9 protein-coding genes, 2 tRNA genes and 1 rRNA gene are annotated in these 13,418 nt (G+C 36.9%); 6 read left to right on the top strand and 6 right to left on the bottom strand.

Annotated elements, in window-relative coordinates:
- Nucleotides 1–29: 29 nt before the first annotated feature.
- Entirely contained in the window at nucleotides 30–1,076 is a 1,047-nt protein-coding gene (locus PGOND44_RS09485; RefSeq protein WP_003440681.1) for a hypothetical protein, read from the bottom strand.
- A gap of 86 nt (nucleotides 1,077–1,162) precedes the next feature.
- On the opposite strand from PGOND44_RS09485, the gene PGOND44_RS09480 reads away from it, so the two are divergent.
- The 6 genes from PGOND44_RS09480 (at nucleotide 1,163) to uvrB (ending at nucleotide 9,655) form a co-directional block, all read left to right on the top strand.
- Complete coding sequence (locus PGOND44_RS09480; RefSeq protein WP_003440678.1) at nucleotides 1,163–2,062, top strand: ABC transporter ATP-binding protein; 900 nt, start codon at nucleotides 1,163–1,165, stop codon at nucleotides 2,060–2,062.
- Between the two features lie 9 nt (nucleotides 2,063–2,071).
- Nucleotides 2,072–2,896 (top strand): ABC transporter permease, encoded by an 825-nt coding sequence (locus PGOND44_RS09475; RefSeq protein ID WP_003440675.1) that lies wholly within the window; start codon nucleotides 2,072–2,074, stop codon nucleotides 2,894–2,896.
- Between the two features lie 24 nt (nucleotides 2,897–2,920).
- Nucleotides 2,921–6,295, top strand: a complete 3,375-nt coding sequence (locus PGOND44_RS09470; RefSeq protein WP_003440672.1) for a T9SS type B sorting domain-containing protein — start codon at nucleotides 2,921–2,923, stop codon at nucleotides 6,293–6,295.
- Between the two features lie 41 nt (nucleotides 6,296–6,336).
- On the top strand, nucleotides 6,337–7,032 hold the full coding sequence (locus PGOND44_RS09460) for an SIMPL domain-containing protein (protein WP_003440670.1): 696 nt from the start codon (nucleotides 6,337–6,339) through the stop codon (nucleotides 7,030–7,032).
- Nucleotides 7,033–7,082: 50 nt separating this feature from the next.
- Nucleotides 7,083–7,526 (top strand): protease complex subunit PrcB family protein, encoded by a 444-nt coding sequence (locus PGOND44_RS09455; RefSeq protein ID WP_003440667.1) that lies wholly within the window; start codon nucleotides 7,083–7,085, stop codon nucleotides 7,524–7,526.
- Between the two features lie 122 nt (nucleotides 7,527–7,648).
- Nucleotides 7,649–9,655 carry an excinuclease ABC subunit UvrB gene (uvrB, locus tag PGOND44_RS09450; protein ID WP_003440665.1) on the top strand — a complete coding sequence of 669 codons (2,007 nt, stop codon included), beginning with the start codon at nucleotides 7,649–7,651 and terminating at the stop codon, nucleotides 9,653–9,655.
- Nucleotides 9,656–9,698: 43 nt separating this feature from the next.
- Here the strand turns inward: uvrB and PGOND44_RS09445 are convergent, their stop codons facing one another.
- From PGOND44_RS09445 to rrf, 5 genes are all read right to left on the bottom strand, one after another.
- The gene (locus PGOND44_RS09445; protein WP_003440662.1) at nucleotides 9,699–10,235 is read right to left on the bottom strand and encodes an RNA methyltransferase; all 537 of its coding nucleotides are present in this window, start codon (nucleotides 10,233–10,235) and stop codon (nucleotides 9,699–9,701) included.
- Nucleotides 10,236–10,278: 43 nt separating this feature from the next.
- A tRNA-Leu gene (locus PGOND44_RS09440) sits at nucleotides 10,279–10,366 on the bottom strand.
- A 7-nt stretch (nucleotides 10,367–10,373) separates the two neighbouring features.
- Nucleotides 10,374–10,445 (bottom strand) — tRNA-Gly (locus PGOND44_RS09435).
- 103 nt (nucleotides 10,446–10,548) lie between these two features.
- Nucleotides 10,549–13,131, bottom strand: coding sequence for a DNA mismatch repair protein MutS (gene mutS / locus PGOND44_RS09430; protein ID WP_236611983.1), 2,583 nt, complete (start codon nucleotides 13,129–13,131; stop codon nucleotides 10,549–10,551).
- A 133-nt stretch (nucleotides 13,132–13,264) separates the two neighbouring features.
- Nucleotides 13,265–13,373, bottom strand: a 5S ribosomal RNA gene (rrf, locus tag PGOND44_RS09425).
- Nucleotides 13,374–13,418 lie beyond the last annotated feature (45 nt).

The raw sequence follows: 13,418 nt of genomic DNA, 5'->3' as shown, positions 1-13,418 counted from the left end.
CAAGCGTATAAAAGAAGGTCATCTCTAAATTATTCTACCTCCAAATAATTTCGCTTAACAAAGTCTAAAGCTGTTTTCAGAATGTGCCCCATCGTTCTGCAACGCTTAAATCGGATATCTCTGGTATAGGCCACCAGTTGATTCCTTAGCATTTTTACATTTTCTTCTGAAGAGACTCTGTCTTTAATCATACTGCGAATCAACATCCTAAACCGTTTTTCTGAAGTAATAAGGCGTTTGGCAACTTGGGAGCGCTCCTCTTTTCGGTATTGTTCTATAGAAGACTCCTGAAGAAGATCTGAGACCAGTTTGACCATAGGCCGATTTTCTTTAAAAAAATGAGGCTGATAGACCTTTAGGTTGCCTTCGTAATTCTGCTGATCAAAATCTATGGCCCTTATTTTATAATCCACATGATCAAAATCGTGAGTAGGAATCACCACATAATTATAAGAACGCATATCCCCTAAAAGCCTAAGAGTACAGCGTTCATCAAATTTTACAAATTGTTTTGCAATTTCGTTCCTAGCCCGATCGCTACACTTTGGTAACTGCTCCTTAATAAAAACGTCGCCTGGAATACCAGCGATATGCTCTTCAATTAAAGTGTCTTTATACACCAAAAAATTGATGCGGTTAGGTGACAATATGTGTTCAAAATCTAATCCGTATATTCTGGAAGCATCTGCTTTCTTGACGTAAAAGTAAGTGAAGTTGTCATTAAGGACATTTCTTATCTTTATTCTAAAGGGCCTTGAATTTCCAAAGGTGCAGTAATCAATAGCATCCACATTGAGGAAATCCATATGCTCACTTCGACCATCAGAATGAAGGATCAAGTAAACCCTTTTAAGGCTATTGTCTATTTCTTCCCGCTCGAAGTCGGAATAGTAGCATCTCACCCACAAGGTATCTTCATCTGCTCTGTCGTATACCACAATCGAACCAGAAAATCTCAACAAGTCATCGTAAGACACAGGGATCTTTGTATTCCTATTGTAGGTCTGCAAGTATCTATTGAGTTGCTCGTTGATAGGAAACGTTGGTTTTTTCCTAGACATGAGTTTCTTTTCCATGTTCTTTTTTTTCAAAGGTAGCAAATTTGCTTTCTCAAATTGTAACAATACTCTATGCTTCTCGTCCTACAATAAATCGATCGACTTTGGAAACCATACTTCAACTAAAAGGACTGTCTAAAAAATTCGGGAGTCTGACAGCCGTTAAAAATTTATCCTTCGACATTCAAAAAGGAAACGTTTATGGCATTCTTGGCCCCAATGGGAGTGGAAAATCTACAACTCTGGGCATGGTGCTGAATGTTGTAAACCCTACTTCGGGATCATTTAATTGGTTTGATGGAACTCTTAACACCCACGAAGCCCTTAAAAAAGTAGGGGCTATTATTGAAAGTCCAAACTTTTATCCAAGCATGAGTGCTGAGGATAATCTTAAGTTGGTTTGTAAAATTAAGGGCGTTCATAGCTCAAGAATAAACGAGGTGTTGGAGATTGTAAGTCTTCTGGATCGTAAAAAAGACCATTTTAAAAGTTATTCCTTAGGGATGAAACAGAGATTGGCGATTGCCTCTGCTTTGCTGAATAACCCAGAAATTCTTATTCTAGATGAGCCTACCAATGGATTAGACCCACAGGGAATTCATCAAATTCGAGAAATCATCAAGAAAATTGCCAGCGAAGGCATGACTATTCTTTTAGCTTCCCACCTGTTGGATGAAGTTGAAAAAGTCTGTACGCATGTGGTTGTGATACGGAAAGGAGTAAAACTATATTCCGGTCCTGTAGATGAGATGAATGCCACTCATGGTTTTTTTGAATTGAAAAGTGAATCTAACAGTGAGCTCAAAGTATTTCTAGAAGCTCATCCTGCTATAGAAAGTTATGAGGAAGATGATGCAAATGTTATAAAAGCAATCCTCTCAAAACCTTACAGCGCTCAATTACTCAATCAGGAAAGTTTTGATAAAGACATTGTCCTCACTCACCTTGTCCAACGAAAAGAAACCTTGGAGGAACAATTTTTAAAACTCACCAAAGAACAATAATTTCCAGTTATGCTAAGACTACTATCCATTGAATTCCATAAATTAAAAAATAATAAAGCGGCCAAAGTATTGAGTCTTATTTATTTTTTACTCTTTAGTGCCATCGCTTTATTTGCTTCTATACGTTTCAACTTTGGCTCTATAGACTTTAGGCTTGCCGACCAAGGGATTTTTAACTTTCCTTACATCTGGCATTTCAACGCGTATTTTGTGGCTTTTCTAAAGTTGTTTTTAGCTATCGTAATTGTCTCTATGGTCTCTAGCGAATATACCAATAGGACTTTGAAGCAGAATTTAATAGATGGATTGAGCAAAAAAGAATTTATCCTTTCTAAGTTTTACGGCGTTATTACATTTGCCTTAGCCTCTACACTTCTCTTGTTTATAGTGAGTTTAACCTTGGGATTGATATTTTCTGACTACGACGAAATCGGAATTATTTTCTCTGACTTAGAGTATATTCTGGCCTATTTTCTAAAACTGGTAGGATTTTTTTCCATGTGTTTATTTTTTGGCATTCTCCTTAAGCGATCTGCCTTTGCACTAGGCTTTTTATTTTTGATCTGGGTGTTTGAAGGTATCGTTCAGCTTTTGGTTAAGTTTCAGGCGGAGTCTTTAGATTTTATTCTCGACTTTCTCCCTCTTCAAGCCATGGGCAATCTTATTGTGGAACCCTTAACCCGATTAGGGATTGTAAAATCAACTGCAGTTCAACTAAACTCAGAGTTTACCAAATCCTATGATGTAGAATGGTCTGCCGTTTTGATTGTACTAGGATGGAGTTTCATTTTTATTTATTCCTCTTGGAAACTCCTTCAGAAAAGAGATCTTTAAATTATATTTGAGGAAAAACTGAGTTTGCATAAAGTCATCATCTCTATTTTTCTATTATCCTTCTGGGGAGCTTTAGCTCAGGGCGAAGCCAATAACTGGTATTTTGGATTTAATGCTGGAATCACCTTTAACACCAATCCTCCAACAGCGCTTAGTAACGGACAGCTGAGTACTAATGAAGGTTGCTCTTCGATTTCCGATGCTAATGGTAATCTTTTGATATATACCGATGGGAGAACGATTTGGAACCGAAATCACCAAATCATGTCCAATGCAGATTATTTTAATGGCACAGGATTAAATGGCGATCCATCCAGTACCTCCAGTGGACTTATTGTTCCCCATCCCACAAATCCCAATCTTTATTTTGTCTTTACCATCGATGAGCCTCACCATGAAAACGCCAACGCTTATCCTAGTCGAGGCCCTGCAGATAGAAATGGAAATTCAATCCCTCTTTATACAGATACTAACCAAGGTGTACCAGAAGCAGATGATGGATTTAATAATGGGTTGAATTACTCTGTCGTAGACCTAAGCCTTGACGGCGGATTAGGAAACGTGATCCCAAGTGAAAGGAACAATGAGCTGATTACTTACGATCCCAGTGATTCTGAACAGATAAAATACAAGGCTTCCGAAAAAATAACAGCCGTAAGAGGTCGCGACTGCAACTCAGTATGGGTAATTACTCACTTCAGAAATAAATTTTATACGTTTTTTATCGATCAAGCTGGGATAGATGAAACGCCAGTGATTTCAGAAGTGCCGCCTCTACTGGAAGTTGATAATTATCGTAGAGCCGCTATAGGTTACTTAAAAGCCTCTCCCCTTGGAGACAAATTACTTATCGCTCATAATACTACAAATTTTGACCAATCTGGAACCCAAGATGCTGGCGACGGGAATGTCTACGTTTATGATTTTGATAATTTAACTGGAACCGTTACGAACCCACTTGAATTGATTGCTGGAGTGAATGCTTACGGAGTAGAATTTTCCCAAGATGGGACAAAAGCGTATGCCACAGTAGAGGATACATCCAATAAAATTTATCAATGGGATTTAAATTCTACAGATATCTCAAATTCTATCACATCCATCACCAATTTAGGTTTGCCTAGGACGGCACTTCAGCTTGGGCCCGATGGTAAAATTTACCATTCTATAATAAATACTTCTACTTTAGGCGTCATCAATAATCCAAACGAACTTGGAACTGCTAGCAACTATAGCCAAAGCAGCTCTCAAGGAGCGATTTCTCTTAATGGCAGAATTGCTACTTTCGGACTTCCTCCTTTCATCCAATCGCTTTTCAATAAACGGATTCCTATTGTTGATACTCCCACAGATGAAGTGATAGAACAAGTAAGTCTTTGCGACATTTACTCCTATACACTGAGCTATGATGATATCCCTGGAGCTAGTTATGTCTGGAAGAAGGATGGCATTATTTTACCCGGGGAAACCGAAAATTTTTTAGATATCACTGTACCTTTAAATTCAATTTTTCCTCTTCAAGAAAATTATAGTCTAGAAGTGGATTTGAATACTGGTGATTGTCCCTTAATAGGTGTAGCTCGAATCACCTTCAACAAAAGTCCTGAGTATAACGACACAGAACTCATTGCTTGTAAAGAAGTACAAGAGGACTTTGCTACTTTTGATTTAACTGAAATCAAGACTATTCTCGCTGATGATGCTCAAGTCGACCCTAATGAGATAAACTTGATTTTTTATAGAAGGTTTGAGGATGCTGAATTAGAAAATAATCCGATACCAACATCTCCTAGTTTTATAAATTCCGAAGGATTAGAATCTCTATTTGCTAAAGCGATCACTTTTGGTGTTTGCACATCTATAGTAGAGGTCGAGCTGACTATCCAAGAGTTTCCTGATGTTAATTTGGATGACGAGCTGGTTATTTATTGCATGGAAGATTTCCCAAACCCAACTACCATTAAGCCTTTAGATGAAAATGAAGATCCTTCTCTTTACCAATATTTATGGTCTACGGGAGAGACAAGTCCTTTTTTAGAAATAAATTCTGCGGGTGAATATTCTGTAAACATAAGATTTGTTGGTGAAGATTGTCCAGTGACTAAAATTTTTAATGTAGAAGAATCTCTACCTACATTTAATTCTGAAACTATAAATCTTTGTGACACATATCAGTACACTATAGAAATGAATGAATTTAACCAAGCCTCTTTCTCATGGTTTGAAAACGGAACACTTATTCCTAATGAAACATCTTCTTCCCTAACTATAAGTATTCCTGAAGATACTGCGTTTCCCGTTTCAAATACATATATACTGGAAGTTGATCTAGAAGATGGAAGCTGTTTAAAAACTTGGGAATATAATGTAGATTTCAATTTTAGCCCTGATTATAACTCCGTTGAACTAGAAACCTGCAAGGATTTTGACCTTGGTTACGGTATTTTCAATCTTACTAGTTCTATAGACCTATTGGTTGATGGGGTAAGTGGGATTTCATCCAATAATATCGACATTACATTCTATGAATTTGAGAGCGATGCCATCAATGGCCTGAACGAAATTTCAAACCCTCAGAATTTTGAAAATAGAAACAATCTAAACAGAATTTACGCTGTGATTACCGGTTTTGAGTCTTGTGAAACTTTGGTTGAAATCGGTTTATTTACTTTTGATTTTCCTAGTATTAATATAGAAAACGAGTTCCTCACTTATTGTTTAGAAGATTTCCCTAACCCAATTGTCATCGATGCTTTATCTGGTAATCAAAATTTGTCAAACTATCAGTTTTTATGGTCTACAGATGAAACATCTCAAACTTTAGAAATCAATCAGGCTGGCGCTTATTCAGTTGAAATCATCGATTCAAATTCTGGCTGTAGCTTAATAAAGGAGTTTGAAGTTATCGAGTCTAATCTCGCCGATTTTGAGGTGAATGTAGAAGATTCTTCAAGGGATAATAAATCTATAGAAATTACTCTTAATCCTTCTAGTTTAGGTATCTATGAGTATGCATTAAATGAGCCTATTAACTTTCAAGAATCCAATAGATTTGAAAATTTGAATCCTGGGATTTATACCGTTTATGTAAGAGATCAACTGGGGTGTGGAATTTCCCAAAAAACAGTGAGTGTGCTGGGAATTATGGAATTTTTTACGCCTAATGGGGATGGCATAAATGATATTTGGAAAATAAGCGGTTTATCCGGAACCAATCAAGAGAATATTCAGCTGGCAGTCTATGATCGCTATGGAAAATTGTTGTCTTCCTTCACCAGTAAAGATCGAGGATGGGATGGAACTTATAATAGCGAAAATATGCCCACGGATGACTATTGGTTCCGCATCCAATTTTCGGATGGTCGGGTGGAAACAGGTAATTTCACCTTGAAGCGTTAACCTGTATAAAACTAACTTAATCTTTTTTAAACTGAAACCTTATGAAATCTTTACTCAGCTTTTTAATTTTCTTCTCAAGTATCTCCAACGCTATAGCTCAGCAAAAAAACTTTATAGATCAACCTTATATAGAAGTTAAAGGTAGCGCCGACACTTTAGTGAGTCCAGACAGAATTTACTTGGATATTCTAATATCTGAAGAAGATACCAATGGAAGAACAAGCCTCGAAAAACTGGAACAAAAGATGATTTCAGAATTAGAAAAACTATCTATAGATATTGAAAAACAACTTTTTATAGCGGATGCTGGGAGTAACTTTAAATCTTATTTTTTGTCTGGTCAGAAAATTCTAAAAAATAAGTCCTACAGCCTTTTGGTCTATAAGGCCTCTACTTTAGGTAAGGTCTTAAACGCATTACAAGACATTGAGATTTCTAATATCAACTTAGGAAAAACAGAACACTCGCAAATCAACCTTATTCAATCACAGATGAAAGCGAAAGCAGTGACAAATGCAAAAGAAGCTGCAGGAGCAATGTCTAAAGCCATAGGGCAAGATATTGGTAAGGCGATATATATTTCGGAAACCAACTCCTATGCTTATGCTTTACAAGGAAAAGCCTCTGGTGTTCAGATAAGAGGAGCTTCCTCTAAAAATGAAACTTATTCTCCAAACCTATCTTTTGATCAGATGGAAGTGAAGAGTGAAGTTTTAGTAAGGTTTTCATTAAATTAAAGCAACCTTTACTCATTTTTAACGTCTTATTAAAAAATAAAAAATAAATTATGAAACCTGTTTTTCTTCTACTCCTTTCTATAGCACTTTTCAGCTGCTCTTCAGATGATGATGACGCCAGAGTTGATTCTAGATTAGAATTCGTCAAAGACGGTAATTTTAATGATGAAAATCAATCTTTAGCCAATCGAAATTTCACTATCAGCAGTCAATCTGAACTTGAAAACACCTTTACAGACCAAGAATCATTTCTAAGTTATTTTGATGAAAACCCAATCAACTTTCAACAAGATATACTATTGATGGCTACAGATCAAGTTAGGAATACTGGCGGGTATTCTATTGAAATTTTATTTGAGAGTGAAAATGAAACCACACTTGTTTTAAGGATTCAGAATAACTCTCCTGAAGGCACTATGGTCACCTTACCTCTATTGATTCCATATCAAGTCAAAAAAATACCAAAAACCAATAAAGAGATTATTTTTCAGTAACATAAAGAGTCGAATTGCTACCTATATGTTGAAGTATATTCACTTGTGAAAGTAATGCCAAAGGACCTAAAGAAAGTTTGCGATGACTTCCTTTACAAGTATCTTTGCAAAAAATTTACTTCATGAAGTTCACTCTGAAATCAGATTTCAAACCTACTGGCGACCAACCTCAAGCGATCGATAAACTGGTAAAGGGTCTTTATAGTAATGAAAGGTATCAAACTTTATTGGGAGTCACAGGGTCTGGAAAGACCTTCACCATGGCCAATGTGGTGGAAGAAGTTCAAAAGCCTACCCTAGTTCTGGCTCATAACAAAACTCTGGCTGCACAACTTTATTCAGAATTCAAAGCGTTTTTTCCTGATAGTGCCATTGAGTATTTTGTCTCCTATTATGATTATTACCAGCCAGAAGCTTTTATCCCTTCAAGTGGAACTTATATTGAAAAGGATTTATCCATTAATGATGAAATTGAAAAACTAAGACTAAGTACAACTTCTTCTTTGCTTTCAGGGCGCCGAGATGTTTTGGTAGTAGCTTCCGTAAGTTGTCTGTATGGTATTGGAAATCCGGCAGAATTTGAAAAAAATGTGATTTCCATCGAAGTGGATCAGCAGATTCCAAGAACGAAACTACTTCAACGTTTAGTACAAAGTTTATACTCAAGAACAGAAGCTCAATTTAACCATGGTAATTTCAGAATAAAAGGAGATACCTTAGATGTGTTTCCAGGCTATGCCGATCATGCCTATCGCATTCACTTCTTTGGTGACGAGATTGAAGAGATTGAAGCTTTTGATGTGGAAACCAACGAGGTTATGGCAAAATATGATAAATTAAATATTTATCCTGCCAACATTTTTGTGACTTCCCCTGATGTCTTGAACCAAGCTATCGATCAAATTGCTATAGATCTTGGAAAACAGATTGAATACTTTAAAGAGATAGGAAAACCTCTGGAAGCTAAACGTATCGAGGAACGTACCAACTTCGACCTTGAAATGATAAAAGAATTGGGCTATTGCTCTGGAATTGAAAACTACTCTAGGTATTTAGACGGAAGAAAGCCAGGCACAAGACCATTCTGCTTGCTAGATTATTTTCCAGACGATTATTTAATGATTGTAGATGAAAGCCACGTTACCATTCCCCAAGTAGGAGCTATGTATGGTGGTGACCGTTCTCGTAAGGAAAATTTGGTAGATTATGGATTTAGACTACCTGCTGCGATGGACAATAGACCGCTAAGGCTAGAAGAATACGAAGCTTTACAAAACCAGGTCGTTTATGTGAGTGCCACTCCTGCAGATTATGAATTACAAAAAACTGGTGGAGTTGTTGTTGAGCAGGTCATAAGACCAACAGGATTGTTGGATCCAGTTATCGAAGTTCGACCTAGTTTGAATCAAATTGATGATCTCATTAAAGAGATTAATATCAGAGTGGACAAAGATCAAAGAGTATTGGTAACAACACTGACTAAACGAATGGCGGAAGAGTTGTCCAAGTATTTAACCAGAGTAAAAATAAGAACCCGCTATATTCACAGTGATATCGACACTTTGGAAAGAGTTGAAATTATGTCTGACTTAAGAAAAGGAGTGTTTGATGTTTTGGTGGGAGTGAATTTACTTAGAGAAGGTCTTGATTTACCTGAAGTATCTTTGGTGGCCATTTTGGACGCGGATAAAGAGGGCTTTTTAAGAAGTAACAGAACACTGACGCAAACCATAGGGAGAGCCGCTAGACACCTCGAAGGCAGAGCCATACTGTATGCAGATAAAATTACAGTTAGTATGCAGAAAACCATGGACCAGACCGATTATAGACGCCAAAAGCAAATTGATTATAATACAAAACATAACATTACACCACAGGCTGTCAAAAAATCCTTGGATTCTGCCTTAAGTGGTAAGAAAAAGGAGCCATACGAGGTGATAGAAATGCCAACCCTTGAAGCTGCTGAAGAAGCTGTCGCTAACTATTCTGAAAGCGACTTAAAAAAGAGAATGACCAAGGTGAGAAAATCTATGGAAAAAGCAGCTAAGGATCTTGACTTTATGGAAGCTGCTCGATTTAGAGATGAATTGAAAATGCTACAAAATAAACTAGAGGAAGAAAAAGCCTAAAAGAGAATTTAGGACGACTTCAACTTTTCAAAAATCCAGTGAATTAAATACCCTGAGTTTTTGACATAAAATCCCAAACACAAATGCCTGTGGTTACTGAAATATTTAAAGAATGTTTGGTTCCCAATTGTGGAATTTCAATAACCCCGTCAGATTGGTCCACTACCTCTTGTTGGACCCCTTTCACCTCATTCCCTAAGATTAATGCATAAGTTTGGTTTTTTTCAGGATTAAAATCCTTCAGAGAGATAGAGTGTTCAGCTTGCTCTATAGACATCACCTTCACACCCTGCTGTTGTAAATCTTTAACGAGTTCTAGAGTGTTTTCTGCATAAGCCCACTCTACTGTCTGAGTAGCTCCCAAAGCCGTTTTTTGAATATCCTTATGAGGTGGTGTTGCTGTGATTCCACACAAATAGATCTTTTGAATGAGGAAGGCATCAGACGTCCGAAAAACAGAGCCAATATTGTTGAGACTTCTTATGTTATCAAGAATCAAGATCAGTGGAGTCTTTTGAGAATCCTTAAATTCTTCATCTGTTTTGCGAATGAGCTCTCTATTTTTTAGTTTTCTAGGCATAGGACATATCAAATAAAAAAACCCTTTGATTTCTCAAAGGGTTTGGTACTCGGAGCGGGACTTGAACCCGCACGACCGCAATGGTCATTGGATTTTAAGTCCAACGTGTCTACCAATTCCACCATCCGAGCGAAACAGAGCGAAAGACGGGATTTGAACCCGCGACCCCCACCTTGGCAAGGTGATGCTCTACCCCTGAGCTACTTTCGCATGGTTAATTGCGAGTGCAAATTTAAGATATTAATTGATTTTTCAAAACCTTTTTCGTAAAATCTGAAAAGATAATTTTTAGAGAAGATTTCTTAAACTCTAGCTACTTTTTTACTTTAGGCTTAAGTAGTCTTTTTATTTCATTTAGTTTCATCAAGGCTTCCACAGGGGTTAGAGTGTCAATATCTAAGCTGAGGATTTCATCCTTGATTTCTTCCAATAAAGGATCGTCCATATTGAAGAAGCTCAACTGAGGCTCTGGTTGGATGGCCTGTTTTAATAGACTCGTATCCCCTTCTGAATCTCTATAAGATTCGAGTTTTTTTAGAATTTTATGAGCCTTCTGCACGACAAATTGAGGCATACCTGCCATTTTAGCCACATGTATTCCAAAACTATGTTCACTACCGCCTGGGACTAGTTTTCTTAAAAATAAAACTTTGTCTTTTAACTCTTTGACAGAGACATTGTAATTATTAATACGTTCAAACTGTTTAGACATTTCATTGAGCTCATGATAATGTGTTGCAAAAAGTGTTTTAGCTTTTGTGGGATGCTCATGAATATACTCAGCAATAGCCCAAGCGATAGAAATACCATCGTATGTACTCGTACCACGTCCAATTTCATCGAGTAAGACTAAGCTTCTTTCCGATAAATTATTTAAAATACTGGCAGATTCGTTCATTTCTACCATAAATGTGGATTCTCCCATAGAGATATTATCGCTGGCGCCTACTCTGGTAAATATTTTATCTACAATGCCGATTTCTGCAGAAGAAGCCGGTATAAAGCTTCCCATTTGAGCTAATAAGACAATGAGGGCTGTTTGCCTTAGTAAAGCAGATTTACCACTCATATTGGGACCTGTAATCATTATAATTTGGTGAGTCTCTTGATCCAAGTAGAGATCATTACTGATGTATTCTTCTTCCGCTTTCAGTTGATTTTCAATGACTGGATGCCTACCCTCTTTAATGTTGAGTTCTAAACTTCCATTGATTTTAGGTCTACAATAATTATGCTCCATGGCCAATTGAGCAAATCCGGAAAGACAATCTAATTGTGCAATTTGAATTGCATTTTGCTGAATGACTTTGATATAGTCTTGGGTCCAAACCACTAATTCATGAAAGAGCTGCTGCTCGAGTGTTGAAATTTTTTCCTCTGCGGAAAGTATTTTTTCTTCATACACTTTAAGCTCCTCAGTAATATAGCGTTCAGCGTTGACAAGGGTTTGCTTTCGCGTCCACTCCTCCGGTACTTTATTCTTATGAGCATGCCTCACTTCTATATAATAGCCATAGACATTATTGCTGCCTATTTTCAAACTAGGAATGCCACTGAGCTTAGATTCTTTCTCTAACATTTCATCTAAGAAGTCGTGACCCGAAAATGCTATTTTTCTGTACTCATCTAACTCCTCGGAAAATCCTCTTTTGATAGTATTACCTTTAAGAATATTAACGGGAGGTTCATCGGATAGTGCTGAATCGATTTTAGCTCTAAGTATATCGCATGAATTTAACTGGTCTGCAATAGTCTTTAGAGAGTCATGACCCGATTCCGAAAGCAAAAGCATACAAGAATTGATAACATCCATAGAATTTTTAAGCTGAAGTAACTCTCTAGGATTTATTTTCAAGGTGGCTACTTTCGAAATTAAACGTTCGATATCACTAATCTGCTTTAAGTGGGATCTTATCTCAGTTTGCAAATCAAAATTGCTTTTAAGCAAAAAAACATTTTCAAGACGTTGATTTATCTTATATTCAGATTTTAAAGGGAAAGCTAACCAGCGTTTAAGCATCCTGCTTCCCATTGCTGAAGCAGTTTTGTCTATCACATCAATAAGGGTGACAGCACCAGGCGTAGTTGAATGATATAATTCAAGATTCCTTATTGTAAACCTATCCATCCAAACATAATCTTCTTTAGCTATTCTAGAAATGGTGTTGATATGCTCCAGTTGAAAGTGATTGGTTTCAGACAAGTAGTGAAGAATAGCACCTGAAGCAATAAGACCTTCTTCAAAATCTTGAATACCAAAGCCTTTTACTGAAGTTGTTTTAAAATGGGAATGAATCGCTTCCTGGGAGAAATCAAATTTATAGACCCAGTCGTCTAAATAAAAGAATGGATGCTGTTTACCTAATGCATCGTGAAGGATATTTTTTTGTTTTTTAGAAATAAGAATTTCACTAGGACTAAAATTCTGAATTAGTTTATCGATATCTTCAAGGTTCCCTTCAGAAACTAGAAATTCGCCTGTAGAAACATCTAAAAAAGAAATCCCATAGTTTTGTTTGGAGCCAAGGAATATAGAACATAAAAAGTTATTGGAATTCCTAGATAAGACATCATCATTTAGAGAGACTCCAGGAGTTATCAATTCGGTAACGCCACGCTTTACGATTGTTTTAGTCTGCTTTGGATCTTCAAGCTGATCACATATAGCGACCCTTAATCCAGCCTTAACCAGTTTAGGCAGATAGGTATTTAAAGAATGGTGAGGAAAACCAGCGAGCTCTGAACGCTCACCTCCATTATTGCGGTTGGTAAGGACAATATTTAAAATACGGGAAGCAGAAACAGCATCTTCTCCAAAAGTTTCATAAAAATCACCTACTCTAAAGAGAAGCATGGCATCAGGATATTTATCCTTGATTGCATTGTATTGCTTCATTAATGGAGTTACTTTTTGAGGACTTTTTTTAGACACGTTTTTTATGCTAAAATACTAAATAGAATGAGGATTTGAAGAAATCTTAAAACAAAAAAAACCCTTCATTACGTTAAGTAAAGAAGGGTTTAGTATAAGAAGGCGGCGACCTACTCTTCCACAGTATGTAGTACCATCGGCGCTAACGGGCTTAACTGCTCTGTTCGGAATGGGAAGAGGTGAGCCCCGTTGCTATAACCACCTTAAGCTATTAAAGGTAATTGAGTAGTTCTCAATTATCTTTTAAAAGT

This window comes from Psychroflexus gondwanensis ACAM 44 (genome assembly GCF_000355905.1).
Lineage (GTDB): Bacteria > Bacteroidota > Bacteroidia > Flavobacteriales > Flavobacteriaceae > Psychroflexus > Psychroflexus gondwanensis.
The sequence above is the reverse complement of the archived record's forward strand: the minus strand, read 5'-3'. Positions and strand labels throughout refer to the sequence as shown.